Raw genomic sequence first — 24,859 nt, forward strand, 5'->3', positions numbered from 1 at the left:
CTCAACTAAATAGTCATTTAGTTTAGTTATATATATTGACCAACAAATGGGTGAGAAAAGGTCAGCGAGACAAAGGCGGTTGTAGACCGCCGCCTGAGCTAAGGAGATTCGTGGAAAGTCGGAGGCAGCCCGGTGTGCAGTGTGCCAAAGGGGCACGGAACCTTAAGTCCCCTGCCCTGATAGCAAACACAAAAATAACCATTAAAATTAAATAGTTAAGCGCCTAAAGCGTGAAGCGATCAACTGACTGCGACAGCTTGCCCGCCAACGACGACAACTCGTCCGTGGTTGACGCCGTCGTTGCGATGACCCGGCTATTACCCTCCGACATACCCGCAATCATCTCGACCTGATGCGCAATTTCATTGCTGGCCAGGCTTTGTTCCCCGATCGTACGGGAGATATCGTTGACCATTTCCGTGGTGTTCAAGGTGGCCTGGAGAATTTCGCGAATCGCCCGCTCCACCTCGGCGGTCACCGCCATGCCTTTATCCACTTGGGCTACGCCCTCCTCCATGCTGGTCACCGCTTCCCGCGTGCTTTGCTGGATACGCCCGACCATGCTGGCAATCTCCTGGGTCGAAGCACTGGTGCGTCCGGCAAGGCTGCGTACTTCATCGGCGACGACAGCAAAACCACGCCCTTGCTCACCGGCGCGTGCGGCCTCGATTGCGGCATTCAGGGCGAGCAGGTTGGTTTGATCGGCGATCCCTTTGATCACCTGGATAATGCTGAAAATCGCCTCGGACTCCTTGTCCAGCGTGCGGATAACCTGGGCGGATTGCTGCGCGGAACGGGCAATGCCGTCCATGTCACTGACCACCTGATGAATCACCCGGCCGCCGTCCTTGGCCAAGGTTTCAGCCTGGTTGGCCATGTCCAATGCGCGCCCGGCGTGCCGAGTGATTTCTTCAATGCTGGCGGTCATTTCACTCGCGGCAGCAGCCATGGTACTGGCCGCTGCGCTTTGTTGCTGGCTGCTGCCAGCCACTTCATGACAACCGTGGCTCAATTGCTCGCTCATGTCATTCACACCATGAGCGTTGCTGCGCACCACTTCGATCATGCCGCGCAAATCCCGCTGCATGGTGGCGAGGCTGCGAATCAATGAACTGGCTTCGTCCTTGCGTTTGGGCTCGACAATCGGTTCGCTCAGGTTGCCACTGGCAATGCTGGCAGCAATGCGGCTGGCCGTCTGCAGCGGCCCCATGATGCTGAGGATGACCCAGCGGCCCTGAGCCAATAGCAATAAAAGGCTGGCGATCAGCACGGTGCCCAGGGTGAAGTTGGCGTTGCTGATGGTATGGTGAGTGCCAACGCTGGTCTGTTGGGTGTTGGATTCAATCAGCTCACTCAGGGTTGCCATTTGTTCTTCAAGCCGGGTGAAAGCGGTGTTGAACGTATCCAGTTCGCCGCGAGCGGCTTCCGGATTGTCCAGCGCCAGGGCGACGATGCGCTCGCCTGCACCTATATAGCTATCGAGGCTCGGGCGGATTTTTTCCAGGTTTGCCTTGAGCGTATCGTCCAGTGGCAGTTTCAGGTTGTCCGCCAACACTTGGCGAAAATGCTCGGCGTGTTCCTGCAGCGAACTGTTGACCTCGGCCTTGGTGCTGGTGCTTTTACCCAAGCCCACCAGCATGGCCGATAACACATCGGCGCGCAGGGCGTCGTGCATCATGTCGGCTTCCATGTGGTTGCGCAGCACCGTCATGCTGACTTCATTTTCCTGCACGGCGTCACCCATCCGGGTATTTCCCAGGTAACTGACAAAGCTCATGATCAAGGCGGTAAGCAGTCCTGTCACAATCAACAGAATCAAGCGTAATTTGATCGTCATGCAGATATCCCCGTATCTGGTGAGCCGGTTGGAAAGTCAACCGCAGAAGCGCCACTGGTCACGTTATCGGCCGCCACCACGAGTTATTGAAGCCCACGTTTGCGGTTTTGTACGGATCCCTTAAGCTGATCGACCTTTGCTTCGCCCGGAACTGCCCCATGCCTCAACGTATCGCCCACCTTGCCTTGCTCCTTGGCTTGATCACTGCCGTCGGCCCCTTTGCCATCGACATCTACTTGCCGGCCCTGCCAACCCTGGGCGCCAGCCTGCACGCCTCGCCGGCGCTGGTACAAATGAGCCTCACGGTATTCTTTGTCATCATTGGGGTTTGCCAGTTGTTCTACGGGCCGATCAGTGATGTGTTCGGGCGCAAGCCACCGATCTATGCCGGCCTGGTGATTTTTGCCGTGGGCAGTGTGGGTTGCGCGCTGGCGCCCACCATCGAAAGCCTGATCGCCTTTCGCGCCGTGCAGGCGTTCGGCGCGTGCGCGGGCATGGTGATTCCCCGGGCTATCGTGCGTGACCTGTACACCGGGCATGAAGCCGCGCGACTCATGGCGCTGCTGATGCTGGTGATGAGTGTCTCGCCCATCCTCGCGCCGCTGGCCGGCAGCCTGGTGATCTCGCTGTGGAGCTGGCGTGAAGTGTTTGCCGTACTGGCGGTGGTCGCCGTGGCGTGCCTGATAATGACCATCGTGCAACTGCCGGAAACCCATCCCGCCGAGCGCCGGCTGGGCAAAACCCTGGGCAACGCATTCAGCAGTTATGGGGCGTTGCTGCGCGATCCGGTGTTCATTGGTTTATCGGTGGTCTGCGGCTTCGGCCTGGCCACATTCTTCGTGTTTATCGGCAGTGCGCCGTTCGTGTACATCGAGTACTTCGGCCTGACACCTACGCAATTCAGCCTGTGCTTTGCCCTGAACGCCGCGTCGTTCTTTGCGATGAGCCAACTGACCGCCCGCCTCAGCGCGCGTTTTGGCCTGGCGCCGCTGATTCGTTGGTCGGTAGTGGCCGTGGCGGCGGTCATGGTGCTGCTGGCAATCACCACGTTGTGGGTCGACAGCCTGGCATTGATGATGACGCTGCTGTTTATCGGCTTCGGCTTTCTCGGCCTGTTGCTGCCGGCGGCCGGCGTGTTGTCCCTGGAGGATCATGGTGCGATAGCGGGTTCGGCGTCGGCCTTGCTCGGAGCGATCCAGATGATTACCGCCGCGCTGTCCATGACCCTGGTCGGCGTGTTTGCCGATCACACGCCCGCGCCGATGTTGGTCGGCATCGCACTGTGTGCCATCGCGGCGATGCTCACCACGTGGTGGACGTTGCGACGCTTGCCCGCGCACCTGGCAAGCGCCCCGCCCTCCGCCTGATAGGCTCAGGCCCGACGTAAACCATTCGTCGGGCCCAACCGGCATCCATTACAACTATCGCCGGCCTGCTCATTACTAATCCCATAGCACCTTTGGAAACCTATGGAGATTGAAATGACTGACTACCCTCGCCCGCCCTTCACCCCGCAGGCTCAATCCGTGCCCGGCTCCCAGAAAAAAATGGACCCGTACCCCGATTGCGGCGAGCAGAGTTACAAAGGGTCTGGTCGGTTGGCCAACAAGATCGCCCTGATTACCGGCGCCGACAGCGGTATCGGCCGCGCGGTCGCCATCGCGTTTGCCCGCGAAGGCGCCGATGTGGCCATCGCTTACCTGGACGAACACGAAGACGCCAAGGAAACAGCACGCTGGGTCGAAGAAGCCGGTCGCCAGTGCCTGTTGCTGCCCGGCGACATCGCGCAGCGCAGCGTCTGCCAGGCGCTGGTCGACAAGACGGTCGAGCAATTCGGCCATATCGATGTGTTGGTCAACAATGCTGCGTTCCAGATGAGCCATGAAACGCTGGATGAAATCTCGGACGAGGAATGGGTCAAGACCTTCGATATCAACATCACCGCGATGTTTCGCCTGTGCAAGGCGGCGGTGCCGCATATGAAGGCCGGCAGCTCGATCATCAACACGTCGTCCGTCAACTCCGACATGCCCAAGCCAACGCTGATGCCTTACGCCGCCACCAAAGGCGCGATTGCCAACTTCACCGGTGGTCTGGCGCAATTGCTCGGCAGTAAAGGCATTCGGGTCAATAGCGTCGCGCCGGGCCCGATCTGGACGCCGTTGATTGTGGCGACCATGACCGATGAAGACGTGAAGAGCTTCGGCAGTGAAACGCCGCTGGGCCGGCCTGGGCAGCCAGTGGAAGTGGCGCCGATTTACGTGTTGCTGGCCTCGGATGAGGCCAGCTATATCTCCGGCTCGCGCTACGCGGTGACCGGCGGCAAACCCATCCTCTAAACCCTGCCCAATACCCTTGTGGGAGCCGGCTTGCCTGCGATTGCATCACCTCGGTACACCAGAAATACCGAGGTGACTGCATCGCGGGCACGCCCGGCTCCCACAGGGGATCCCCTTCGCCGGTTCTACAGATCAAACCGATCAACCGCCCGCCGTCGCTCATTGTCATCGCGCACGTCATAGCTGGCAGTGGTCTGGATATTGGTGTGATGCGCCAGTTTTTGCGCGATCGACAGGTCATGCTCCTCGATCACCCGCGTAATAAACGAGCGACGGAAGTCATGGGGCATGATCTTCACCCCCACCTGCTCGCCGCGCTGGCGCGCAATGTAGTAAATCGCATGCTTCGTGATGCGCTCGCGGGTGATATGGCTGCCGCGGCGAATGCGGTTGAACAGGAAGCTGTCGTCCTGCTCACCCTCCTTGAGCTGCTCACGTCGAAACGCCAGCCACGCCTGCAACTTAGCGAACGCCCAGTCCGGCGCGTACTTGATCAACGCTTTGTTGCCCTTGCCGATCACCCGCAGGCTGCGCTCTTCGAAGTTGATCTGCGCCAAATCGAGGTTGACCGACTCCGACTTGCGCATGCCGGAGCCATACAGAATGCCGATCACCGCCGCGTCCCGCAGGCCTTGCGGGCGTGGGTCGGCGGCGCAGACTTCCATCATTTCGCGGATCAGGCTGCGCCGCAGGTTGCGGCCCTGGCTCAGGCGCGTGCCGGGTGTGGCCTTGACGGTGCGCATGCGCAGCAGGTGGTCCTGGCTGATCAGGCTCATACGCCAGGCTTCGTTCATCACTCCACGCACGGCATTCACGTACAGCGACGAGGTGTTTGGCGCATAGCCATCTTCGCGCAAAGCGGCGACCAGGGCGATGACGTGTTCGGGTTGCAGCAGATGCCAGTCGATGTCTTCGAGGTTGATGTCCTCGAAGCCCAGGCGGTCGGCTGCATCTTGCAGCACGTAGCGCATGGTCAGTTGGCTGGAGGGGGCCAGGCGGGTGAGGTAGAGGGTCAGCGGGTTGCGGATAGACTCAGTCAAAGTAAATCAGCCTTTGGATTAAATACCTCAAGCAAGCCTTTGTTTAATCGAGGTATTTAGTGAATTGGCGAAGGCCGAGTCTAACCCAGGACGGGCCCTGGCACAAAGTCACGGGGCGGTGTCGTCATCCTCGGTGGGCTCCTGCGGCTGGACCAGGGTCTGGCTCCAGTCGCTGTCCTGCTTCTGCATCAGCGCGAACCAGTGCTGGCGCATGAACGTCAGGTACGCTTCCGGCGCCTTGGCAAAGTCCTTCTCGTCGCCATAACACCCCGGCAATGGCAATTCGGTGCCCTGCTCCTTGTATTGGCTGACCAGCGCCTGCTGCCCGGCCACGCTGCAATCCTTGGGCAATGGCATGCCACGCAGTGCGCCGGCCTCTTCGTCCCACCAGGCCGCACCGACGCGGTCGACACCGCGCAGACGGTACTTCTGCGACTTGCCGACATGCATGATCAGCTTGAATTCGTTAGGGCTGACGTCGCTGGTGCAGGTGCGCGAATACCCCACGGTAGCCTGCGTGATGCCGTCGCCGGTCAAGTCGGTGACCTTGGTGGCGGCCCGGTCGAAGCGCAGGGACGCGTCGAACTCGCAATGCTGCACATCGTCGTACAGCATCCACACGCGTTTAGGGCGGTTGCCGTCGATCAGGTACTGGGCCGCGTACACAAAGGCGGACTGGGTGCCGTCGTCGTCACGCTCGCTGACTTGCTCGGCGAGCACCAGCAAGTTCTTGCCTTGTTTATCGTCCCAGGTATAGGCGGCGATCTGCTTGCCACGCACTTCCACACCCTCCGGCACCTGGTCGATGCTGGTAAGCGCCACCCCGTCATCGGCCTGCACGGTCGTGACACACGCCACGCTCATCAACAACCCCATCAACACTGGCCGCAACTGGCCGCGTAAAAGCTGCACGCTATTCATCCGATCACCCTGGCAAGAGACGGCTTACTTTACCGGCACTTGGGGTGCATTGCAGAGAAGATTCTTCACTAAAATTCGGTGGCCGAGCGTGCGTGCCCAAGTTGAACCCTAAGCACCAGAAACAGTTCCTATTTCGCCAACCAACTAAAGCCCTAAGCCCCTTAGTTGTTTAGCTGAACCCTAGCTGTCTACCTGTCAAATAAACGAGTTTTTCATCAGCCTTTCATATCTGTTCCACATTTTTACGCTTAATCTTAAACACAGCACTTCATAGCAAACCGCGCTATATCGTCTAACCTATTGATTATGCTTCACCTTTGGCGCCGCTTCTAAATCTGCGGACCGGGCTTTTGCCCAATGACAGCTGCTGTTTCCACGCTCCAAGTTGCTCTAACCCCGAGGTCATGAATCTTTGAAACTCTACCCTATTCATTGCGTGTCGATCGTTATCCCGGTCTACAACGAACAAGAGAGCCTGCCTGAATTGCTGCGTCGCACGACGGCAGCCTGCAAGCAACTGGCCTACGAATACGAAATCATCCTGGTGGATGACGGTAGCCGCGACAATTCGGCCCAATTGCTGGAAGACGCCGCCGCTGAAGACGGCAGCAACGTGGTGGCGGTGATCCTCAACCGTAACTACGGCCAACATGCGGCGATCATGGCCGGTTTCGAGCAGTGCCGGGGCGAAGTGGTGATTACCCTTGACGCCGACCTGCAGAACCCGCCCGAAGAAATCCCGCGCTTGGTAGAACAAGCCGCCCTGGGTTACGACGTGGTCGCCACGGTGCGCAACAACCGCCAGGACTCGGCCTTCCGCCGCTGGCCTTCGCGCCTGATCAACCTGGCCGTACAACGTTCCACCGGCGTGGCCATGACCGACTACGGCTGCATGCTGCGTGCCTACCGCCGCACCATCGTCGATGCAATGCTCGCCTGCCGCGAACGCAGCACCTTTATCCCGATCCTGGCCAACGGCTTTGCCCGCCACACCACGGAAATCCTGGTGCACCACGCCGAGCGCGAACACGGCGAATCCAAATACAGCGCCATGCGCCTGATCAGCCTGATGTTCGACCTGCTGACCTGCATGACCACGACCCCACTGCGCCTGCTGTCCATCGTCGGCTTCAGCCTGGCGGCGCTGGGCATGCTGTTCGCCTTCGCCCTGATCATCTTGCGCCTGGTGTTCGGTGCCGACTGGGCCGGCGATGGCTTGTTCGTGCTGTTTGCGGTGCTGTTCGTGTTCACCGGCGGCCAGTTCATCGGCATGGGGCTCTTGGGTGAATACCTGGGCCGTATGTACAGCGACGTGCGTGCCCGCCCACGCTTCTTTATCGAAAAAGTGCTGCGCAACACGCCGGCAGCACCGGCTCCGGTGGTCGTCGTTGACGGCCTGGTGTCCTCCCATACCTCTACTTCTGCTGATCAGGTCCAATCATGAGTTCAAAAGCTGTTGTATTCGCGTACCACGACATTGGTTGTGCAGGGATTGAAGCGCTGCTCAATACCGGTTACGAAATTGCTGCCGTGTTCACCCATGCCGATGACCCGAAGGAAAACAACTTCTACGGTTCCGTCGCCCAACTGTGTGCGCGCAACGGTATTCCTGTGCACGCCCCGGAAGACGCCAACCACCCGCTGTGGATCGAGCGTATCGCCAAGCTGAACCCGGACTACATCTTCTCGTTCTACTACCGCAACCTGCTGAGCGAGCCACTGTTGGCCACCGCGCGCAAAGGTGCGTTCAACCTGCATGGCTCCTTGCTGCCCAAGTACCGTGGCCGTGCCCCGGCCAACTGGGTGCTGGTCAATGGCGAGACCGAAACCGGCGTGACCCTGCACCGCATGGTCAAGCGTGCCGATGCCGGCGCGATCCTGGCCCAGCAAAAAGTCCTCATCGAGCGCAGCGACACCGGCCTGACCCTGCACGCCAAACTGCGCGACGCTGCCAGCAACCTGCTGCGCGATGCCTTGCCGCAATTGGCCGCCGGCAAACTCGCTGAAACTGCCCAGGACGAAAGCCAGGCCACCTACTTCGGCCGCCGCACCGCCGCCGATGGCAAACTGGAATGGAAAAAACCGGCTGAAGAATTGTTCAACCTGGTTCGCGCTGTCACCCAACCGTACCCTGGCGCCTTCTGCGCCGTGGGCGAGCACAAGCTGATCGTGTGGCAAGCCGAAGTGCTCAAGGGCAACGAAGGCCTGGCGCCGGGCCGAGTGATCAGCGTCAACCCGCTGCGCATTGCCTGCGGCGAAGACTCACTGGTGATCAAGTTCGGCCAGCGCAACGACAACGGCCTGTACCTGGCCGGCCCGTCCCTGGCCAACGAACTGGGCCTGGTCGACGGTTCCGTGCTGCGCGGCGCCGAGTCCGGCCGCAAGCCACGCCGTACCCGCGTGCTGATCCTGGGTGTGAACGGCTTTATCGGGAATCACCTGTCCGAGCGCCTGCTGCGTGACGACCGTTACGAAGTCTACGGCCTGGACATCGGCTCCGACGCCATCGAGCGCCTGCGCAGCCACCCGAACTTCCATTACGTGGAAGGCGACATCAGCATCCACACCGAGTGGATCGAGTACCACATCAAGAAGTGCGACGTGGTCCTGCCGCTGGTGGCCATCGCCACCCCAATCGAATACACCCGCAACCCGTTGCGCGTGTTCGAACTGGACTTCGAAGAAAACCTCAAGCTGGTGCGCTACTGCGTCAAGTACAACAAACGCGTGATCTTCCCGTCGACCTCCGAAGTCTATGGCATGTGCCAGGACCAGTACTTCGACGAAGACACCTCGAACCTGGTGGTCGGCCCGGTCAACAAGCAGCGCTGGATCTACTCGGTCTCCAAGCAACTGCTGGACCGCGTGATCTGGGCCTACGGCGCCAAGGGCCTGAACTTCACCCTGTTCCGTCCCTTCAACTGGATGGGCCCACGCCTGGACCGCCTGGATTCGGCACGTATCGGCAGCTCCCGCGCCATCACCCAGCTGATCCTCAACCTGGTGGAAGGCACGCCGATCCGCCTGTTCGACGGTGGCGAGCAGAAGCGCTGCTTTACCGACATCGCCGACGGCATCGAAGCCCTGGCACGCATCATTGATAACGACAACGATGCGTGCAACGGCCAGATCATCAACATCGGCAACCCGGAAAACGAAGCCAGCATCCGGCAGTTGGGCGAAGAGCTGCTGCGTCAGTTCGAAGCGCACCCGTTGCGTGGCAACTTCCCGCCGTTCGCCGGTTTCCGCGACGTTGAGAGCAAGGCGTTCTACGGCACCGGTTACCAGGACGTGGCGCACCGCAAGCCAAGCATCGAAAACGCCAAGCGCCTGCTGAACTGGGAGCCAACCGTAGAGATGAGCGAAACCATCGGCAACACGCTGGACTTCTTCCTGCGCGAAGCCATGCTTGAAATCGCGGATAAGCACTAATGCAGGCAGGCTTGCGCATCGACGTCGACACCTACCGTGGCACCCGTGAAGGTGTGCCGCGGTTGCTCGAAACCCTGGATGAAGCGGGGGTGAAAGCGACGTTCTTCTTCAGTGTCGGGCCGGACAATATGGGGCGCCACCTGTGGCGCCTGATCCGCCCGCAATTCCTGTGGAAGATGCTGCGTTCCAACGCCGTCGGGCTGTATGGCCTGGATATCCTGCTGGCCGGCACCGCCTGGCCGGGCAAGCCGATCGGCCGTGACCTGGGGCATTTGATGCGCCAGGCCAAGGCGGCGGGGCATGAAGTCGGCCTGCACGCCTGGGATCACCACGGCTGGCAGGCCAACACCGGGCGCTGGAGTGAAGCACAGCTGGTCGAACAGATCCGTCGTGGCGTCGACACCCTCAGCGATATCCTCGGCGAACGCGTCGACTGTTCGGCCGCCGCCGGTTGGCGTGCGGACGAGCGCGTGGTGCAAGCCAAGCAAGGCTTCAACTTTCGCTACAACAGCGATTGCCGGGGCACCAGCCTGTTTCGTCCTACCTTGGCCGATGGCAGCGCGGGTACCCCACAAATTCCGGTAGACCTGCCGACCTTCGACGAAGTCGTCGGGCCGGTGGTGTCTACCCAAGACTTTAATGCGTTCATTCTCGACCGCTTTGCCGCGTCGAAGCTCAACGTCTACACGATCCACGCAGAAGTAGAAGGGATTCTGATGGCCAATGATTTTCGCCACTTGCTCGCCCAGGCAGCGCAGCGCGGCATCGACTTCAAGCCGCTGGGCGATTTGCTGCCCAGCGACCTGACCACCCTGCCCCAGCAACAACTGGTGCGCGGCACCTTGAGTGGCCGTGAAGGTTGGCTCGGAGTGCAGCAGGCATGATCCGTCGCATGGCCCTGCCTTTGCTCTTGTTGGCGTTTGGCGTGTTTTACCTGCTGCCGCTGGCCACTCACGGGCTGTGGATTCCGGATGAAACCCGTTACGCGCAGATCAGCCAGGAAATGCTGCTGACCGGCAAATGGGCCTCGCCGCACTTCATGGGCATTCGCTACTTCGAGAAGCCTGCAGCGGGCTACTGGATGATCGCGCTGGGCCAGGCGATTTTCGGGCAGAACCTGTTTGGCGTGCGGTTTGCGTCGGCCTTGAGCACCGGCCTGAGCATTGTGCTGGTTTATCTGGTCAGCCGCCGCTTGTGGAACGACCCGCAAAAAAGCCTGGTCAGCACCGTGCTCTACATGAGCTTTATCAGCGTTGCAGCCCTGGGTGGTTACGCCAACCTCGATCCGCAATTCACCTTCTGGGTGAACCTGACCGGCGTGGCCTTGTGGTTCTGCTTCGACAGCACCACTCGCAATGGTCGTCTCGGGTCCTGGGCGCTACTCGGCCTGGCCTGTGGCATGGGCTTTATGACCAAGGGTTTCCTGGCCTGGCTGCTGCCGGTGTTGATCGCCCTGCCCTACGCGATCTGGCAAAAGCGTTTGCGTGAGCTGCTGGGTTACGGCGTGGTCGCCGTGATCGTGGCGATCGTCGTGAGCGTGCCGTGGGCGTTGGCGGTGCACCTGCAAGAGCCGGACTACTGGAACTTCTTCTTCTGGCACGAGCATATCCAACGCTTCGCCGGCGACGATGCGCAGCACGCCGAGCCGTTCTGGTACTACCTGCCGTTGCTGGTTGCGTTCAGCCTGCCGTGGGTCGCCCTGTTGCCGTCCACCTTGAAACAGGCGTGGCTGGACAAGCGCAGCGCGAAAATCGGCTTTGTGTTGCTGTGGCTGCTGATACCCCTGGCATTTTTCAGCCTGGCCAAGGGCAAGCTGCCCTCCTACATCATGCCGTGCCTGCTGCCGCTGGCCTTGCTGATGGGCAATACCCTGGCCGACAAGCTGGCCCAGGGCCGCTACCGGGCATTGCGGATCAACGGCTGGCTGAACCTGGTCATTGGTGTAGTGGTGCTGCTGGCGCTGAGCTGGTTTCAACTGAAAAAACCGGTGTACGCGCACGGCCAGGAAACCCTCAGCCTGGTGCTGGTGTTCACCTTCCTGTTCGGCTGGATCCTGGTCAACTTACTGCAGGCCGCGCAGCCATTGCGTTTGTGGGCTGCCCCCATACTCGGCAGCTGGTTGATGGTCGCGTTGTTGCCGGCCGCGTTGCCGCACTCGGTGGTGTACAACAAGACCCCGGATCAATTCATCATCGACCACCTGCAGGAACTGCAACCCGCCACCGCATTGCTCAGCAATGACCTGGGCGCGGCGTCGGCGCTGTCGTGGCGCCTGGCACGTCCGGACGTGACGCTCTATAACACCGTCGGCGAAGTCAAATACGGCCTCGCCTACCCGGATGCCGGCCACCACAAAATAGACACTACCCAAGTCCAGCAATGGATGAGCGATGCGCGCCAGAAAGGTCCGGTCGGCGTGGTGATGCGCGTTAAAGGTGACGATGAAATCGCCGAAGTCGCCTTGCTGCCGACTGACGGCAAGCGCTATGAGCAAGGCAACATCGTGATTCTGATCTTCCCGCAGGTGAATCCATGATCACCCTGCTGCTGTTATTGGCCGCCTGCCTGCTGACGTGCATGGGCCAGGTCTCACAGAAGTTCGCCGTGGAAAGCTGGCGCGACCTGCCGCAGGGCTGGGCGTTAAAGCTGCGCTCGCCGTGGTTGTGGTCGGCGCTGGTGTGCCTGGGCCTGGGCCTGCTGGTGTGGCTGCTGGTGCTGCAGCGCCTTGAAGTGGGCATTGCCTACCCCATGCTCAGCCTGAATTTCGTACTGGTCACACTGGTGGCGCGGTTTGTGTTTCATGAGCCCATCGACGGCCGTCACTGGCTGGGCGTGGCGCTGGTGATCGGTGGTGTCGTGCTGCTGGGGCGCCACGTATGAGCCGGGTACAAGGTTTTGCCTTGGCCTTGGGCAGCGTCGGCCTGGTCAGTGCTGCCCAGTTGGGCATGCGCTGGAGCATGACGCGCCTGCCGCAGCCCAATGAATGGTTCACGGCAAGCATCGACCTCGGTGCCCTCGGCGTCGTCGTCCTGGCGATCCTGGCCTACGCGCTGTCGATGCTCTGCTGGCTCGGCGCGCTCAAGCACCTGCCGCTGGGCCGCGCCTATTCGCTGTTGAGCATCAGCTACGCCCTGGTGTACCTGCTGGCGGCGAGCCTACCGATGTTCAACGAAGATTTTTCCGTTTCAAAAACCCTGGGGGTGGCGCTTGTCATCCTCGGTGTGCTGGTTATCAACTCTCGTCGTGCTAGCGCTACAAGTCCCAGGAATGCCCCATGAAAATCAGTGTATTTGGTAGTGGTTACGTCGGCCTGGTGCAGGCCACCGTATTGGCCGAAGTCGGTCACGATGTCATCTGCATGGACGTCGATCAGAACAAGGTCAAGCTGCTGCAGCAAGGCCATGTGAGCATCTTCGAGCCGGGGCTGGCGGCGATGGTGAAGGAAAACCTGGAGAGCGGGCGCCTGCATTTCACCTTTGATGAAAAGCTGGCCGTCGAGCATGGTGAAGTGCTGTTTATCGCCGTGGGCACGCCTTCGGATGAAGACGGCTCGGCTGACCTTAAGTACGTGCTGTCAGTCGGCGATGCAGTGGCCCGTCACCGCAAGGAACCGGTAATCCTGGTGGAAAAATCCACCGTGCCCGTCGGCACCGGCGACACCCTGCGTGCGCATATCGAGAAAGCCCTGCACCTGGCTGGCCGGCACCTGGAGTTCGACATCGTCTCCAATCCTGAATTTCTCAAGGAAGGCTCGGCCGTTGCCGACTGCCGCCGCCCGGACCGCATCATCATCGGCTGCGAGCGCGAAGAAGTACGCGATGTGATGCGTGACCTGTACGCGCCGTTCAATCGCAACCACGACCGCATCATCTTCATGGACCTGCGCAGCGCCGAACTGACCAAATACGCCGCCAACTGCATGCTCGCGACCAAGATCAGCTTTATCAACCAGATCGCCGAGCTGGCTGAACACTTGGGCGCGGACATCGAAGCCGTGCGTCTTGGCATCGGCGCCGACTCGCGCATTGGTTACCACTTCATCTATCCCGGTTGTGGCTACGGCGGCTCATGCTTCCCCAAAGACATGCGCGCCCTGATCCACAGCGCCAAGCAAGCCAACTGCTCCAGCGACCTGCTTGAGGCGGTGGAAGCCATCAACCAGCGCCAGAAGAGCAAGCTGTTCGAACGGGTCAATGCGTACTTCAAGGGCAACCTGCGCGGCAAGACCTTTGCCCTGTGGGGCCTGGCGTTCAAGCCCAATACCGACGACATGCGTGATGCGCCAAGCCGGGTGCTGATGGAAGCGTTGTGGGCCGCCGGCGCCAGTGTGCGTGCGTTCGACCCGGAAGCCATGCAAGAAACCCAACGCCTCTACGGCGATGACCCACGACTGATGCTGATGGGCACCCCGGAGTCGACCCTGGGTGGGGCCGATGCGCTGATCGTCTGCACCGAATGGCAACAGTTCAAGGCGCCGGACTTCGACCTGATCCACCAACGCCTGAAAACCCCGGTGATCTTTGACGGTCGCAACCTCTACGACGGCGAACGCCTGGCGCGCAAAGGCTTCCAGTACTACCCGATTGGCCGCGGCGACTCGTGCAACTTGCCGATCCCCCAGCAGCAGTGGCTGCCACAGGTCGTGGAAGCCTGAGACGTGAACAAAGCTCGACCGCCCTTGTTAAACCCAACGATCCGTCGCCAATCCCTTGGTGTGGGGTTGCTGGCGTTGTTGCTGTTTATCGCCGGCAGCTGGCACCAGGCGATTATTGGCTTCGACTCACGCTTCGTGGTGTTCGCCCAGGAGATGTTGCGCCATGGGCCTAGCTTTTTCCCCACCACGTACGGGCAGCCCTATGCGGATTACCTGGCTACGTCGACGCTGCTGACGTGGTTGCTGTCCTTGCCATTGGGCCAGGTCACCAGCCTCACCGCGTGGCTGCCCACGGCGATTGCCTCGGCGTTTATCGTTACCCTGGTGTATCGCCTGACCGCGCCCCACTCCCAACGCTGGGGCCTGCTGAGCATTGCACTACTCTTGCTAAGCAGCACGTTTATCAGCGAAACCCGCTCGGTGTCCCTCGACCAGATGCTGGCCGCGATCTCCCTGGCGGTGTTCTACCTGGGTTATGCCCATGACCACTTCGGTGCGGGAAAACGCCTGCACTGGCTGTACCTGCTGCTGATTGTCGGCTTTGCGGTGCGTGGGCCGATTGGCCTGGTCATCCCCACTGGCGTGTTGTGCAGCTACTACCTGATCAACCGGCAATGGCGCCAGCTGTTCAGCTTCGGCTTACTCGCGCTGGCGTTACTGGGGGCGTGTGTTGGCCTGTTGTTGCTGATGGCCAAGCTGAGTGGTGGCGAAGGCTTCATGCAGGACGTGATCCGCATGCAGTTCCTCGGACGCATGGATGGCAGCGAAGGCTCCAGTGGCGTGTTGTATTACTTCACCAGTTCCCTGGGCAACTATGCCATGGCGTACCCGATGGCAGTGTTGGTGCTGCTGGCGATGCTGATCAGCGGGCGGCGTGCCCCAGGGCCGGCGTTGCAGTTGGTGTGGTACTGCGCGGCCGCGGGGCTTCTGGTGATGCTTGGCCTGTCGATTCCCCAGGCAAAAAAGGCGCGCTATGTACTGCCGATGTTGCCCATGGCGGCAATTATTGCGGCGTATCCCTTCCACGTGGCGCACGGGCGGCTCTTCGCCTGGCTGCGCGGGTTGATGCTGGGTATCTGGACGGTGTTACCGACGCTGTTGATTGCCGGGTTGCTGTTCGCGAGACCGCGCTATCCGGAACAAATGAGCCATCTTGACTGGGTGTACGGCGTGCTTGGGGGGCTGCAGGTCCTGGCGCTGCTGGCGTTGTTCAAGACGCGGCTGCGCCCGGTCGGGCCAGCGTTTACAGCCGTATTGGCGGTCTGGGCCACCTATATTCTGGTGGTCGAACCGCTGGAACGCAGTGTCTACGACACCCGCACCTTTACCCTTGAGGTCCATGAGCAGGTGATGCAACAACGGGCGCCGGTGGTTTTGCACGGTTTGGGCAAGGACGCCAAGGCCATCAAATACATGGTCAACGTCGACTGCGACCAAGTGCCGTTGTTCACCCAGCAAGCGGCCGACTTGAAGCCGATCCAAGGGCCCGCTTGGCTGGTGATGAGCGCTGCGGACTACGAAGGTTTGACGGACCCGCGCTTTCGTTCCATTACCCCAACCCTGACCGGCGAATTCGACCGCAACCCTTACGTGCTCCTGCACCTGGCGAAAACCGCGCAACCTTGACCCCTGCGCCGGCGCTCCCGGCGCAGAAAACTCCTACGTAGCTTTACGTAATGGCTGGTGCCTTTTCCCTTTCCTGCGCCCAAAACCCGACTGTAAACTCGCCTGGGTGCGGTATTTATTTACCGCCACAGGTCATGGGTCATAACAAGGACGAGAGGACAACACCGTGCCAGATCATGTTTCGCTTGATAAGCCTGCCCTGACCCGTGCCGAAGTGCAGGCCGGCTACGTGTCCAAGCTGCCTTTGGACCGGCTGATGGGGTTGCGCGATGCCTTGGTGGCATTGAAAGGACCGTTGGCCAGTGAACCGGGGTTACAGGAAAACCTTCACAGACGTTTTTTGGACGAAGAAACCCGTAATCGCGTGCTCGGTAAGGTCTGTTGCTCTCTGCCCAATTAACGCCGTTACAATTCATTATTCTTGCACTCAAGCTTCATTAATATGCATTGGCACCCTTTCTCCAGGGTCGGCACACTGCAGAGGTTCTTTCCCCCAACGGTTGGAACGCTCAAAGGGCTTTTCCGGGCGACCAGACAAGCCTTTTTTTTGCCCGCTGTTTATGGACTCCCTTTCAATGCTCGCTCGCTGGCTCCCCGCTGCAATCAACACCCGCCCCACCGAATGGAGCCGTGCTGCCATTGGCATGGCCGTGGGCACACTCTTCAGTGTCTGGCTATGTGCCCAAGTGTTTGGCATGGAGGTCGCATTGCACCTGCTCGGCCCGCTTGGCGCTTCGGCCGTGTTGCTGTTCGCCGTGTCATCGGGTGCATTGGCGCAGCCCTGGTCGATCATCGGCAGCTACCTTTGCGCGGGTGTCGTCGCCCTGCTGGTGACCCGAGTTCTCGGCCCGTCCCTGGGTGGCGCCTGCTTGGCGGCGGGCATGACGGTGGTGCTGATGTGCTGGCTGCGCTGCCTGCACCCGCCGGCCGGTGGCCTAGCCATGACGCTGGTATTGGCTGACCCGGCGTCCGCCGCACTGGGTTGGTATGAGTTAGGCGCGGTGCTACTCGGAGCCGGCGCCTTGTTGACCTGCGCACTGGCCTATAACAACGCTACGCGCACGCGCTATCCGAAAGCCGCCGAATCACCGGCCCCCCTTTTGCCCTACCCCAACGCTGATCGAGACCCCGCCATTACCGCCGCCGATTTAAAACTCGCGCTGGCCGAAATGGAGCAATTCTATGACGTGGAGCCCACAGCGCTGGAACAACTGATCCACGCAGCGGAAACCCACGCCAGGCGCCGCAGTATTGGTGAAGTGCTGGCCAGTCGGGTGCCTTGAGGCCGTCACCCACTCGCTGCATAAATGCAAAAACGACCTGCATGATTGAAGGTTGTACTGGGCAAATTTGCACTGGTACGATCAAGGGATGTTTCGTTCGCGAACATCTTGATAAAGAACAATAAAAGCAGGGAGTTATCGATGACTGCTCAGGTTTCAACCGAGGCAAGCCACGCAGATACGCATCAGGACGTAGTGCTCGCCGAGATTCGCAACCATATCGGCCACCTCACCCTCAATCGCCCCGCCGGCTTGAATGCCATCACCCTGGACATGGTGCGCCGCCTGGCGTCCCAACTGCAGGCGTGGGCCGATGACCCCCAGGTGCACGCCGTGGTCCTGCGCGGTGCGGGCGAGAAGGCCTTTTGTGCCGGCGGCGATATACGTTCCCTATACGACAGCTTCAAGAACGGCGACAGCCTGCACCAAGACTTTTTTGTCGAGGAATACGCGCTGGACCTGGCCGTTCACCATTATCGCAAACCGGTGCTGGCACTGATGGACGGGTTTGTCCTGGGCGGCGGCATGGGCCTGGTGCAGGGCGCCGATTTGCGCGTCGTCACCGAACGCAGTCGCCTGGCGATGCCGGAAGTGGCGATCGGTTACTTCCCTGACGTGGGCGGCAGTTATTTCCTGTCGCGTATCCCCGGCGAGCTGGGCACCTACCTGGGCGTCACCGGGGTGCAGATCCGCGCAGCCGATGCGTTGTATTGCGGGTTGGCAGACTGGTATCTCGACAGCGCGAAGCTCGCCGAGCTGGACCAGAAGCTTGATCGCCTGCAATGGCATGACTCACCACTTAAAGACCTGCAAGGCGTGCTCGCCAAACTGGCTGTGCAGCAACTGCCCGACCCACCGCTGGCCGCTTTGCGCACGGCCATCGACCACTTCTTCGCGCTGCCGGATGTACCGAGCATCGTTGAGCAGCTTCAGGAAGTCACCGTCGCCGATAGCCACGAATGGGCGCTGACCACCGCCAACCTGATGAAAACCCGCTCGCCGCTGGCCATGGCCGTCACCTTGGAAATGTTACGTCGCGGCCGCCGCCTGCCCCTGGAGCAATGTTTTGCCCTGGAGTTGCACCTTGACCGGCAATGGTTCGAGCGCGGCGACCTGATCGAAGGTGTTCGCGCCCTGATCATCGACAAAGACAAGAGCCCCCGCTGGAACCCGCCAACCCTGCATGGGCTGGCGCTCAGCCATGTAGAAAGCTTCTTTCATCACTTCAAGCAGGTTGCAAACTAAGCCATGCAAGACATTGAATACACAGAAGAACAAGTGATGATCCGCGACATGGCGCGCGACTTTGCCCGTGGCGAAATCGCCCCCTACGCGCAAGCCTGGGAGAAAGCCGGCTGGATCGACGACACTCTGGTGGCGAAGATGGGCGAACTGGGCCTGCTGGGCATGGTGGTGCCGGAAGAATGGGGCGGTACGTATGTCGATTACGTCGCCTACGCCCTCGCCGTGGAAGAAATTTCCGCCGGGGACGGTGCCACTGGCGCATTGATGAGTATCCATAATTCAGTGGGTTGCGGACCAATCCTCAACTACGGCACAGATGCACAGAAGCAAACCTGGCTGGCGGACCTGGCCAGCGGCCAAGCGATTGGCTGCTTCTGCCTGACCGAACCCCAGGCCGGCTCTGAAGCCCACAACCTGCGCACCCGTGCCGAACTGCGTGACGGTCAGTGGGTCCTCAATGGCGCCAAGCAGTTCGTCAGCAACGGCAAGCGCGCCAAGCTGGCCATTGTGTTCGCCGTGACGGACCCGGAGCTGGGCAAGAAAGGCATTTCGGCGTTCCTGGTGCCTACGGCAACTCCCGGGTTCGTAGTGGATCGCACCGAGCACAAGATGGGTATCCGCGCTTCGGACACCTGCGCCGTCACCCTCAACCAATGCACGGTGCCCGAGGCCAACCTGCTCGGCGAGCGTGGCAAGGGCCTGGCGATTGCCCTGTCCAACCTGGAAGGCGGGCGCATCGGCATTGCTGCCCAGGCATTGGGAATCGCTCGTGCGGCGTTTGAGGCGGCGCTGGCGTATGCCCGTGATCGCGTGCAGTTCAACAAGGCGATCATCGAACACCAGAGCGTGGCCAATCTGCTGGCAGACATGCAAACCCAGCTGAATGCCGCGCGCCTGCTGATCCTGCACGCCGCGCGACTGCGCAGCGCCGGCAAGCCATGCCTGTCGGAAGCCTCCCAGGCCAAGCTGTTTGCCTCGGAAATGGCGGAGAAAGTCTGCTCGTCAGCCATGCAGATTCACGGCGGGTATGGGTACTTGGAGGATTACCCGGTGGAGCGTTACTACCGGGATGCGCGGATCACGCAGATTTACGAAGGGACCAGCGAGATTCAGCGGATGGTGATCGCCAGGGAACTGAAGAATTATCAGATCTGACTGACGCACCACAAAACCAATGTGGGAGCGGGCTTGCTCGCTCCCACATATTGATCTTCAGTGTTTATACAATTGTGTTACTTATCTTTAAACTCCGGCGCACGCTTGGCCACAAACGCCGCCATGCCTTCCTTCTGATCCTGCGTTGCAAACGCTGCGTGGAACACCCGGCGCTCAAAGCGCACGCCTTCCGACAGGCTCACTTCAAACGCACGGTTCACGCTTTCCTTGACCATCATGCTGATCGGCACTGATTTGCCGGCAATCAGGGTGGCGACTTTCAGCGCTTCTTCCAGCAATTCATCGGCCGGCACGATACGCGCGACAATTCCGCAGCGCTCTGCTTCCACGGCGTCGATGAAGCGTCCGGTCAGGCACATTTCCATGGCCTTGGCCTTGCCCACCGCGCGGGTCAGGCGCTGCGTGCCGCCCATGCCTGGCAGTACGCCGAGGTTGATTTCCGGCTGACCGAACTTGGCGTTGTCACCGGCCAGGATGAAGTCGCACATCAACGCCAGTTCGCAACCGCCACCCAAAGCGAAGCCGTTGACCGCGGCAATGATCGGTTTGCGACGGTTGGCTACGCGATCGCTGTCGCTGAACAGGTCGTCCAGATAAATCTGTGGGTAGGTCAGCTCGGCCATTTCCTTGATATCGGCACCGGCGGCAAAGGCCTTTTTCGAGCCCGTCAACACGATGCAGCCGATTTCGGGGTTGGCTTCCAGGCCATCCAGCGCCTGGTTCAATTCGCTGACCAGTTGCGCATTCAGGGCGTTCAGGGCTTGCGGACGATTGAGGGTAATCAGCCCGACGCGGCCCTGGACTTCGAGCAAGATGGTTTCGTAACTCATGTATCGGCTCCTTAAAGATTGCGTGAGATGACCATGCGCTGGATATCGCTGGTGCCTTCGTAAATCTGGCAGACCCGCACATCGCGGTAGATCCGCTCCAGGGGGAAGTCGCTCAGGTAACCGTAACCGCCGAGGGTTTGCAAGGCAGCCGAGCAGACTTTCTCGGCCATTTCCGAGGCAAACAGCTTGGCCATCGAGGCTTCCACCAGCGCTGGCTTGCCGCTGTCACGCAGGGCGGCGGCGTAATGCACCATCTGCCGGGCAACCGCGATTTGCGTGGCCATGTCGGCCAGTCGAAAGGCCACGGCCTGATGCTCGATGATCGGTTTGCCGAAGCTTTCGCGCTCGCGGGCATAGTCGCGGGCCGCTTCGAAGGCTGCGCGCGCCATGCCCACTGCTTGCGAGGCGATGCCCACGCGGCCACCCTCGAGGTTGGCGAGGGCAATCTTGTAGCCTTCGCCCTCCTCACCCAGCCGATTGGCGACCGGCACCTTCAGGTCTTCAAAGAGAATCTGGCAGGTGTCAGACGCATGCTGGCCGAGCTTGTCTTCGACCCGCGCCACGCTGTAGCCCGGCGAGTCGGTCGGCACGATAAACGCGCTGATCCCGCGTTTGCCGGCAGCCGGGTCGGTGACGGCAAACACAATCACCACACCGGCGTTCTGCCCGGACGTGATGAATTGTTTGCAGCCGTTCAGTACGTAATGGTCGCCGTCCAGGCGCGCGCGGGTTTTCAGGCTGCTGGCATCGGAGCCGGCCTGAGGTTCGGTCAGCGCAAAGGCACCGAGCATCGCGCCGCTGGCCAGGGGTTTGAGGAATTGCTCTTTCTGCTGGTCGTTGCCGAATTTCAGGATCGGCACGCAACCGACCGAGTTGTGCACGCTCATGATGGTCGAGCAGGCACCGTCGCCTGCGGCGATTTCTTCCAGCGCCATGGCGTAGGCCAGGTAACCGGTGTCGCACCCGCCCCACTGCTCCGGCACCAGCATGCCGAAAAAGCCCAGCTCGGCCATTTCACTGATGGCCTCCTTGGGAAAACGGTGCTCGCGGTCCCATTCGGCAGCAAAGGGTTTCAGGCGCTCCTGGGCAAATTGCCGGGCGGCGTCGCTGATCTGCAGTTGTTCTTCATTCGCCAGCATGATGATAAGTCCTTAGTACAGGCATTCGACGGCCATGGCTGTGGCTTCACCACCGCCGATGCAAATGGCGGCGACGCCGCGCTTGAGGCCGTTCTGGCGCAAGGCCGAGAGCAACGTCACCAAAATCCGCGCCCCTGAGGCGCCGATTGGATGGCCCAGGGCGCACGCGCCACCGTGGATGTTGACCTTGGCGTGGGGGATTTCCAGCTTACTCATGGTCACCAGGCTGACCACGGCAAAGGCTTCGTTGATCTCGAACAGATCGACTTCACCCAGGCTCCAGCCGGTCTTGGTCATCAGCTTGCGAATCGCCCCCACCGGTGCCACCGGAAACAGCCCCGGCTCATCGGCAAATGCCGCATGCCCATGGATCACTGCCAGAGGTTTCAGGCCGCGCTTCTCAGCTTCGGACTGGCGCATCAGCAGCAGCGCCGCCGCACCATCGGAAATCGAGCTGGAGTTGGCCGCCGTGACGGTACCGCCTTCGCGGAACGCCGGTTTGAGGCCACCGATCTTGTCCAGTTTGGCCTTGGGCGGCTGTTCGTCATGCAGGATGGTTTTCTGCTCTTTGCCCACGGTGACTTGCACCGGGACGATCTCCGCAGCAAAGCTGCCATGGGTGATCGCCTCCTGTGCACGTGTCAGCGAGGCAATGGCGAACGCGTCCTGGGCCTCACGGCTGAAACCGTTATGCAAGGCGCAATCTTCGGCAAAGGTGCCCATCAGGCGGCCCTTGTCGTAGGCGTCCTCGAGGCCGTCGATGAACATATGGTCAAGTACGCGGCCGTGGCCCATGCGGTAGCCGCTGCGCGCGCGGTCCAGCAGGTACGGCGCGTTGGACATGCTTTCCATGCCGCCGGCAATCACCACGTCGACGCTGCCGGCCAGCAACGCATCATGGGCCAGGATCGCCGCTTCCATGCCCGAGCCGCACATCTTGTTGAGGGTGGTGCAACGGGTGCCCTTGTCCAGCCCGGCACCCAATGCGGCCTGGCGAGCGGGCGCCTGGCCGAGGCCTGCGGGTAGCACGCAGCCAAACAACACTTCATCCACGGCGTCGCTGGCGATACCGGCACGCTCAACGGCGGCACGAATCGCGGCGGAACCCAGCTGAGGCGCCGTCAGGCCCTTGAGGTCGCCTTGGAACGCGCCCATGGGCGTGCGCACGGCGCTGACAATAACGATGGGATCAGTCATGGGAAATACTCCTTACTTGGCAGCCATGCGCAAGGCGCCGTCGAGACGGATCACCTCGCCATTGAGCATGCTGTTTTCAATAATGTGCCGCACCAGCGCGGCGTATTCGGCGGGTTTGCCCAGGCGTGGCGGAAATGGCACGCCGGCGGCCAGGGAGTCGCGCACTTCGGGCGTCATGCCGGCCATCATCGGTGTTTCGAAAATGCCGGGGGCGATGGTCATCACGCGAATGCCAAAGCGCGCCAGCTCACGTGCGGCGGGCAACGTCAGGCTGGCAATAGCGCCTTTGGAGGCGGCGTAGGCGGCCTGGCCGATTTGCCCGTCGAATGCGGCCACGGAAGCGGTATTGATGATCACACCGCGCTCGCCATCGTCATTCGCCTCGGTTTCAGCAATGGCGGCAGCCGCCAGGCGCAGCAGGTTGAAGCTGCCGATCAAGTTGACGTTGATCACCTGGGCAAAACTCGCCAGCCCGTGGGGGCCGTTTTTGCCGAGGATTTTTTCGCCACGCACCACGCCGGCGCAGTTCACCAGCCCATGCAAACCGCCAAACGCTGCAACCGTGGCCTGCACGGCGGATTCGGCAGCCGCTTCCTGGCTGATATCTGCCACTGCACTGCGGGCGTTCTCGCCGAGCTGCTGGGCCTTCGCCGCCAACGCGTCGGCGTTGAGGTCCACCAGCATCACTTTGGCACCAGCGGCAATGAGCATTTCAGCGGTAGCCGCACCGAGACCGGAAGCGCCGCCGCTGACCAGGAAGATCTTGTTTTCAATCTGCATTATTGTTCCCTTGAACGGTCCGAATGGTCGGAATAGTCGCTCTGGAGCGCCAGGGCGGCAATGGTCAAAACCTTCAAGCTAGCTGACTGTTTTGGCCAGTCATCGACCCCGCCGCTCAACAAGCGATGGGACGCATGCTGCTCACGGGTTTGACACCTGCCATGCTCTGACCGAAGCTGACGGCTTTGCTCTCCTGCCCACGCTTTCGGACGCCTGCATGTCAAAGTCACGCCGTTACTCCATCATCGGCCTGTGCGCCCTGTTGTCTATTGTGCTGATCTGGTATTTCTCCCGTTCCACCCCGGTGGCCGTACCTCCTGCGATTGCCCAGGGTTACTCCAAAGCCCTGAAACAGGCGCGCAACGGTGAGCCAGGCGCCGCCCGCGTGTTGTACCAGCAACTCGGTCGGCCGGACCTGTCGCCCGAGCGCCGCGCGGCGTTGCACGCCGAACTGCCCAATTACCCTAGCCCTCAAGCCTTGAAGCTTGCAGATAAAGACCTGAGCAGCGAATCGGCGCTGGTCCGCGAGGCGGCCATCCACAGCATTGTCGGCCTGGTGCCCACCGGCCAGCGCACGCTGTTGCTCGGCCCGGTACTGGACGATCCCGAACAAGCTGTCCGATTCACCGCCGCCAACGCCCTGCTGGGTCTGTCCCCCGACACCCTGGGCCTGTACTTCGGGCCTTTGCAGCAGGTGCTGGATGAGTTTGTGAAAGAGCTCAAGGCCCAACCCGAAACGGCTGAAGGCTGGATTCAACTGGCGCGCCTGTACATTCACAGCGCACTGTTGCCGCAAGCACAAGATGCCCTGGAACAGGCCATGCGGCTGCAGCCGGACAACCTGCAAGCCGTGGTGGCGCAGATCGAGCTGCTGGATAAACAGGGCAAGACCGACGAGTCCCGCCAGCTCCTGGCGCGCCAATTGGCGGCGCACCCGGAATCAGCGTATCTGCAACACGCGTTGGGGATGTGGCTGCTTCACCATGGCGAGCGCCCCTATGCCCTGCTGGGTCTATCCAAAGCGGTGGAGTTGGAACCGGGCAATCAGGATTACCGCTACGACCTCGCCACCACCCTGCACGCCCAGCAGGAACTGGAAGCCGCCCAGCGACAACTGGAAGAGATCATCCAGCGCCACCCCGCCAATCGCAAAGCCCGGGTTTTGCTGGTCAACTATTGGAAGGAAAGCGGCCAGCTCCAGAACGTGCAAGTGCTGCTCGCGCAACTGGAACAGCAGAATCCCGACGATCCGGCGCTGCAACAAGGTCTATAGCGCTTCAGCAAAATGTTCTGAAAAGCCGACGCGCCGCACAAACCTCCTGAAACGGTTGAACCCCCGGAATACACAACGGTCAAGAGA

The 24,859-nt window shown here is 60.9% G+C and carries 22 protein-coding genes and 1 pseudogene; 15 read left to right on the top strand and 8 right to left on the bottom strand.

Annotated features, from left to right (window positions below; genetic code table 11):
* Positions 1–223: 223 nt before the first annotated feature.
* Together HU722_RS29280 and HU722_RS29285 are read right to left on the bottom strand one after the other, a co-directional pair.
* Positions 224–1,087 (bottom strand): methyl-accepting chemotaxis protein, encoded by an 864-nt coding sequence (locus HU722_RS29280; protein ID WP_371905344.1) that lies wholly within the window; start codon positions 1,085–1,087, stop codon positions 224–226.
* Positions 1,082–1,837: pseudogene (locus tag HU722_RS29285) on the bottom strand (MCP four helix bundle domain-containing protein); the annotation flags it as partial. The pseudogene HU722_RS29285 and the gene HU722_RS29280, both read right to left, overlap by 6 nt.
* A 158-nt stretch (positions 1,838–1,995) precedes the next feature.
* On the opposite strand from HU722_RS29285, the gene HU722_RS15185 reads away from it, so the two are divergent.
* A complete protein-coding gene (locus HU722_RS15185) occupies positions 1,996–3,204 on the top strand; it encodes a multidrug effflux MFS transporter (RefSeq protein ID WP_065873092.1) in 1,209 nt (402 codons plus the stop codon).
* A gap of 114 nt (positions 3,205–3,318) precedes the next feature.
* Positions 3,319–4,176, top strand: coding sequence for an SDR family oxidoreductase (locus tag HU722_RS15190; RefSeq protein ID WP_065873091.1), 858 nt, complete (start codon positions 3,319–3,321; stop codon positions 4,174–4,176).
* Between the two features lie 125 nt (positions 4,177–4,301).
* Here HU722_RS15190 and HU722_RS15195 read toward each other — a convergent pair whose 3' ends face one another.
* Both HU722_RS15195 and HU722_RS15200 read right to left on the bottom strand, forming a co-directional pair.
* Complete coding sequence (locus HU722_RS15195; RefSeq protein ID WP_065873090.1) at positions 4,302–5,216, bottom strand: site-specific integrase; 915 nt, start codon at positions 5,214–5,216, stop codon at positions 4,302–4,304.
* 108 nt (positions 5,217–5,324) lie between these two features.
* A complete protein-coding gene (locus HU722_RS15200) occupies positions 5,325–6,137 on the bottom strand; it encodes a M949_RS01915 family surface polysaccharide biosynthesis protein (RefSeq protein ID WP_049713323.1) in 813 nt (270 codons plus the stop codon).
* 412 nt (positions 6,138–6,549) lie between these two features.
* Between HU722_RS15200 and arnC the strand changes: the two genes are divergently transcribed.
* The 12 genes from arnC (at position 6,550) to HU722_RS15260 (ending at position 19,532) form a co-directional block, all read left to right on the top strand.
* On the top strand, positions 6,550–7,581 hold the full coding sequence (gene arnC / locus HU722_RS15205; protein WP_065890969.1) for an undecaprenyl-phosphate 4-deoxy-4-formamido-L-arabinose transferase: 1,032 nt from the start codon (positions 6,550–6,552) through the stop codon (positions 7,579–7,581).
* Complete coding sequence (gene arnA, locus HU722_RS15210) at positions 7,578–9,569, top strand: bifunctional UDP-4-amino-4-deoxy-L-arabinose formyltransferase/UDP-glucuronic acid oxidase ArnA (RefSeq protein WP_065880524.1); 1,992 nt, start codon at positions 7,578–7,580, stop codon at positions 9,567–9,569. Before arnC ends, arnA begins: the two co-directional genes overlap by 4 nt.
* The gene (gene arnD / locus HU722_RS15215; RefSeq protein WP_065880525.1) at positions 9,569–10,453 is read left to right on the top strand and encodes a 4-deoxy-4-formamido-L-arabinose-phosphoundecaprenol deformylase; all 885 of its coding nucleotides are present in this window, start codon (positions 9,569–9,571) and stop codon (positions 10,451–10,453) included. Before arnA ends, arnD begins: the two co-directional genes overlap by 1 nt.
* Positions 10,450–12,105 carry a lipid IV(A) 4-amino-4-deoxy-L-arabinosyltransferase gene (gene arnT, locus HU722_RS15220; RefSeq protein WP_065880526.1) on the top strand — a complete coding sequence of 552 codons (1,656 nt, stop codon included), beginning with the start codon at positions 10,450–10,452 and terminating at the stop codon, positions 12,103–12,105. The genes arnD and arnT overlap by 4 nt, the downstream gene beginning before the upstream one ends.
* Complete coding sequence (gene arnE / locus HU722_RS15225; RefSeq protein ID WP_065873084.1) at positions 12,102–12,449, top strand: 4-amino-4-deoxy-L-arabinose-phosphoundecaprenol flippase subunit ArnE; 348 nt, start codon at positions 12,102–12,104, stop codon at positions 12,447–12,449. Before arnT ends, arnE begins: the two co-directional genes overlap by 4 nt.
* A complete protein-coding gene (arnF, locus tag HU722_RS15230) occupies positions 12,446–12,847 on the top strand; it encodes a 4-amino-4-deoxy-L-arabinose-phosphoundecaprenol flippase subunit ArnF (RefSeq protein WP_065873083.1) in 402 nt (133 codons plus the stop codon). The genes arnE and arnF overlap by 4 nt, the downstream gene beginning before the upstream one ends.
* Positions 12,844–14,223: a UDP-glucose dehydrogenase family protein gene (locus tag HU722_RS15235; RefSeq protein WP_049713316.1), complete on the top strand. Its 1,380-nt coding sequence runs from the start codon at positions 12,844–12,846 to the stop codon at positions 14,221–14,223. Before arnF ends, HU722_RS15235 begins: the two co-directional genes overlap by 4 nt.
* 3 nt (positions 14,224–14,226) lie before the next feature.
* Positions 14,227–15,849 carry an ArnT family glycosyltransferase gene (locus tag HU722_RS15240; RefSeq protein ID WP_065890968.1) on the top strand — a complete coding sequence of 541 codons (1,623 nt, stop codon included), beginning with the start codon at positions 14,227–14,229 and terminating at the stop codon, positions 15,847–15,849.
* A 166-nt stretch (positions 15,850–16,015) separates the two neighbouring features.
* On the top strand, positions 16,016–16,249 hold the full coding sequence (locus HU722_RS15245) for a hypothetical protein (protein WP_065873081.1): 234 nt from the start codon (positions 16,016–16,018) through the stop codon (positions 16,247–16,249).
* 175 nt (positions 16,250–16,424) lie between these two features.
* Complete coding sequence (locus HU722_RS15250) at positions 16,425–17,132, top strand: HPP family protein (RefSeq protein WP_065873080.1); 708 nt, start codon at positions 16,425–16,427, stop codon at positions 17,130–17,132.
* A 141-nt stretch (positions 17,133–17,273) separates the two neighbouring features.
* Positions 17,274–18,377, top strand: a complete 1,104-nt coding sequence (locus HU722_RS15255; RefSeq protein WP_065890967.1) for an enoyl-CoA hydratase/isomerase family protein — start codon at positions 17,274–17,276, stop codon at positions 18,375–18,377.
* Between the two features lie 3 nt (positions 18,378–18,380).
* Positions 18,381–19,532 (top strand): acyl-CoA dehydrogenase family protein, encoded by a 1,152-nt coding sequence (locus HU722_RS15260; protein WP_065873078.1) that lies wholly within the window; start codon positions 18,381–18,383, stop codon positions 19,530–19,532.
* A gap of 77 nt (positions 19,533–19,609) precedes the next feature.
* On the opposite strand, the gene HU722_RS15265 is transcribed toward HU722_RS15260, so the two are convergent.
* Genes HU722_RS15265 through HU722_RS15280 form a run of 4 tightly spaced genes read right to left on the bottom strand, consistent with a single transcriptional unit; the run spans position 19,610 to position 23,499 of the window.
* Positions 19,610–20,383 (bottom strand): enoyl-CoA hydratase, encoded by a 774-nt coding sequence (locus tag HU722_RS15265; protein WP_065873077.1) that lies wholly within the window; start codon positions 20,381–20,383, stop codon positions 19,610–19,612.
* Positions 20,384–20,394: 11 nt separating this feature from the next.
* Positions 20,395–21,522, bottom strand: coding sequence for an acyl-CoA dehydrogenase (locus HU722_RS15270; RefSeq protein ID WP_065873076.1), 1,128 nt, complete (start codon positions 21,520–21,522; stop codon positions 20,395–20,397).
* Positions 21,523–21,534: 12 nt separating this feature from the next.
* Positions 21,535–22,719 carry an acetyl-CoA C-acyltransferase gene (locus HU722_RS15275; RefSeq protein WP_065873075.1) on the bottom strand — a complete coding sequence of 395 codons (1,185 nt, stop codon included), beginning with the start codon at positions 22,717–22,719 and terminating at the stop codon, positions 21,535–21,537.
* A gap of 12 nt (positions 22,720–22,731) precedes the next feature.
* Positions 22,732–23,499 (bottom strand): SDR family NAD(P)-dependent oxidoreductase, encoded by a 768-nt coding sequence (locus HU722_RS15280; protein ID WP_065880529.1) that lies wholly within the window; start codon positions 23,497–23,499, stop codon positions 22,732–22,734.
* Between the two features lie 217 nt (positions 23,500–23,716).
* Here HU722_RS15280 and HU722_RS15285 point away from each other — a divergent pair, with 217 nt between their 5' ends.
* Positions 23,717–24,772, top strand: coding sequence for a tetratricopeptide repeat protein (locus HU722_RS15285; RefSeq protein WP_065890966.1), 1,056 nt, complete (start codon positions 23,717–23,719; stop codon positions 24,770–24,772).
* Positions 24,773–24,859 lie beyond the last annotated feature (87 nt).

It is taken from the genome of Pseudomonas tritici (assembly GCF_014268275.3).
In the GTDB taxonomy this organism is placed as follows: Bacteria; Pseudomonadota; Gammaproteobacteria; order Pseudomonadales; family Pseudomonadaceae; genus Aquipseudomonas; species Aquipseudomonas tritici.

Excerpts from the sequence above, each read along its gene's own strand:
- HU722_RS15280 (WP_065880529.1), bottom strand. The coding sequence starts at position 23,499 with ATGCAGATTGAAAACAAGATCTTCCTGGTCAGCGGCGGCGCTTCCGGT.
- HU722_RS15260 (WP_065873078.1), top strand. The coding sequence starts at position 18,381 with ATGCAAGACATTGAATACACAGAAGAACAAGTGATGATCCGCGACATG.
- HU722_RS15265 (WP_065873077.1), bottom strand. The coding sequence starts at position 20,383 with ATGAGTTACGAAACCATCTTGCTCGAAGTCCAGGGCCGCGTCGGGCTG.
- HU722_RS15285 (WP_065890966.1), top strand. The coding sequence starts at position 23,717 with ATGTCAAAGTCACGCCGTTACTCCATCATCGGCCTGTGCGCCCTGTTG.
- HU722_RS15235 (WP_049713316.1), top strand. The coding sequence starts at position 12,844 with ATGAAAATCAGTGTATTTGGTAGTGGTTACGTCGGCCTGGTGCAGGCC.
- HU722_RS15250 (WP_065873080.1), top strand. The coding sequence starts at position 16,425 with ATGCTCGCTCGCTGGCTCCCCGCTGCAATCAACACCCGCCCCACCGAA.
- HU722_RS15255 (WP_065890967.1), top strand. The coding sequence starts at position 17,274 with ATGACTGCTCAGGTTTCAACCGAGGCAAGCCACGCAGATACGCATCAG.
- arnA (WP_065880524.1), top strand. The coding sequence starts at position 7,578 with ATGAGTTCAAAAGCTGTTGTATTCGCGTACCACGACATTGGTTGTGCA.
- arnF (WP_065873083.1), top strand. The coding sequence starts at position 12,446 with ATGAGCCGGGTACAAGGTTTTGCCTTGGCCTTGGGCAGCGTCGGCCTG.
- arnT (WP_065880526.1), top strand. The coding sequence starts at position 10,450 with ATGATCCGTCGCATGGCCCTGCCTTTGCTCTTGTTGGCGTTTGGCGTG.
- arnD (WP_065880525.1), top strand. The coding sequence starts at position 9,569 with ATGCAGGCAGGCTTGCGCATCGACGTCGACACCTACCGTGGCACCCGT.
- HU722_RS15275 (WP_065873075.1), bottom strand. The coding sequence starts at position 22,719 with ATGACTGATCCCATCGTTATTGTCAGCGCCGTGCGCACGCCCATGGGC.
- HU722_RS15190 (WP_065873091.1), top strand. The coding sequence starts at position 3,319 with ATGACTGACTACCCTCGCCCGCCCTTCACCCCGCAGGCTCAATCCGTG.
- HU722_RS15200 (WP_049713323.1), bottom strand. The coding sequence starts at position 6,137 with ATGAATAGCGTGCAGCTTTTACGCGGCCAGTTGCGGCCAGTGTTGATG.
- HU722_RS15185 (WP_065873092.1), top strand. The coding sequence starts at position 1,996 with ATGCCTCAACGTATCGCCCACCTTGCCTTGCTCCTTGGCTTGATCACT.
- arnE (WP_065873084.1), top strand. The coding sequence starts at position 12,102 with ATGATCACCCTGCTGCTGTTATTGGCCGCCTGCCTGCTGACGTGCATG.
- HU722_RS15270 (WP_065873076.1), bottom strand. The coding sequence starts at position 21,522 with ATGCTGGCGAATGAAGAACAACTGCAGATCAGCGACGCCGCCCGGCAA.
- HU722_RS29280 (WP_371905344.1), bottom strand. The coding sequence starts at position 1,087 with ATGCAGCGGGATTTGCGCGGCATGATCGAAGTGGTGCGCAGCAACGCT.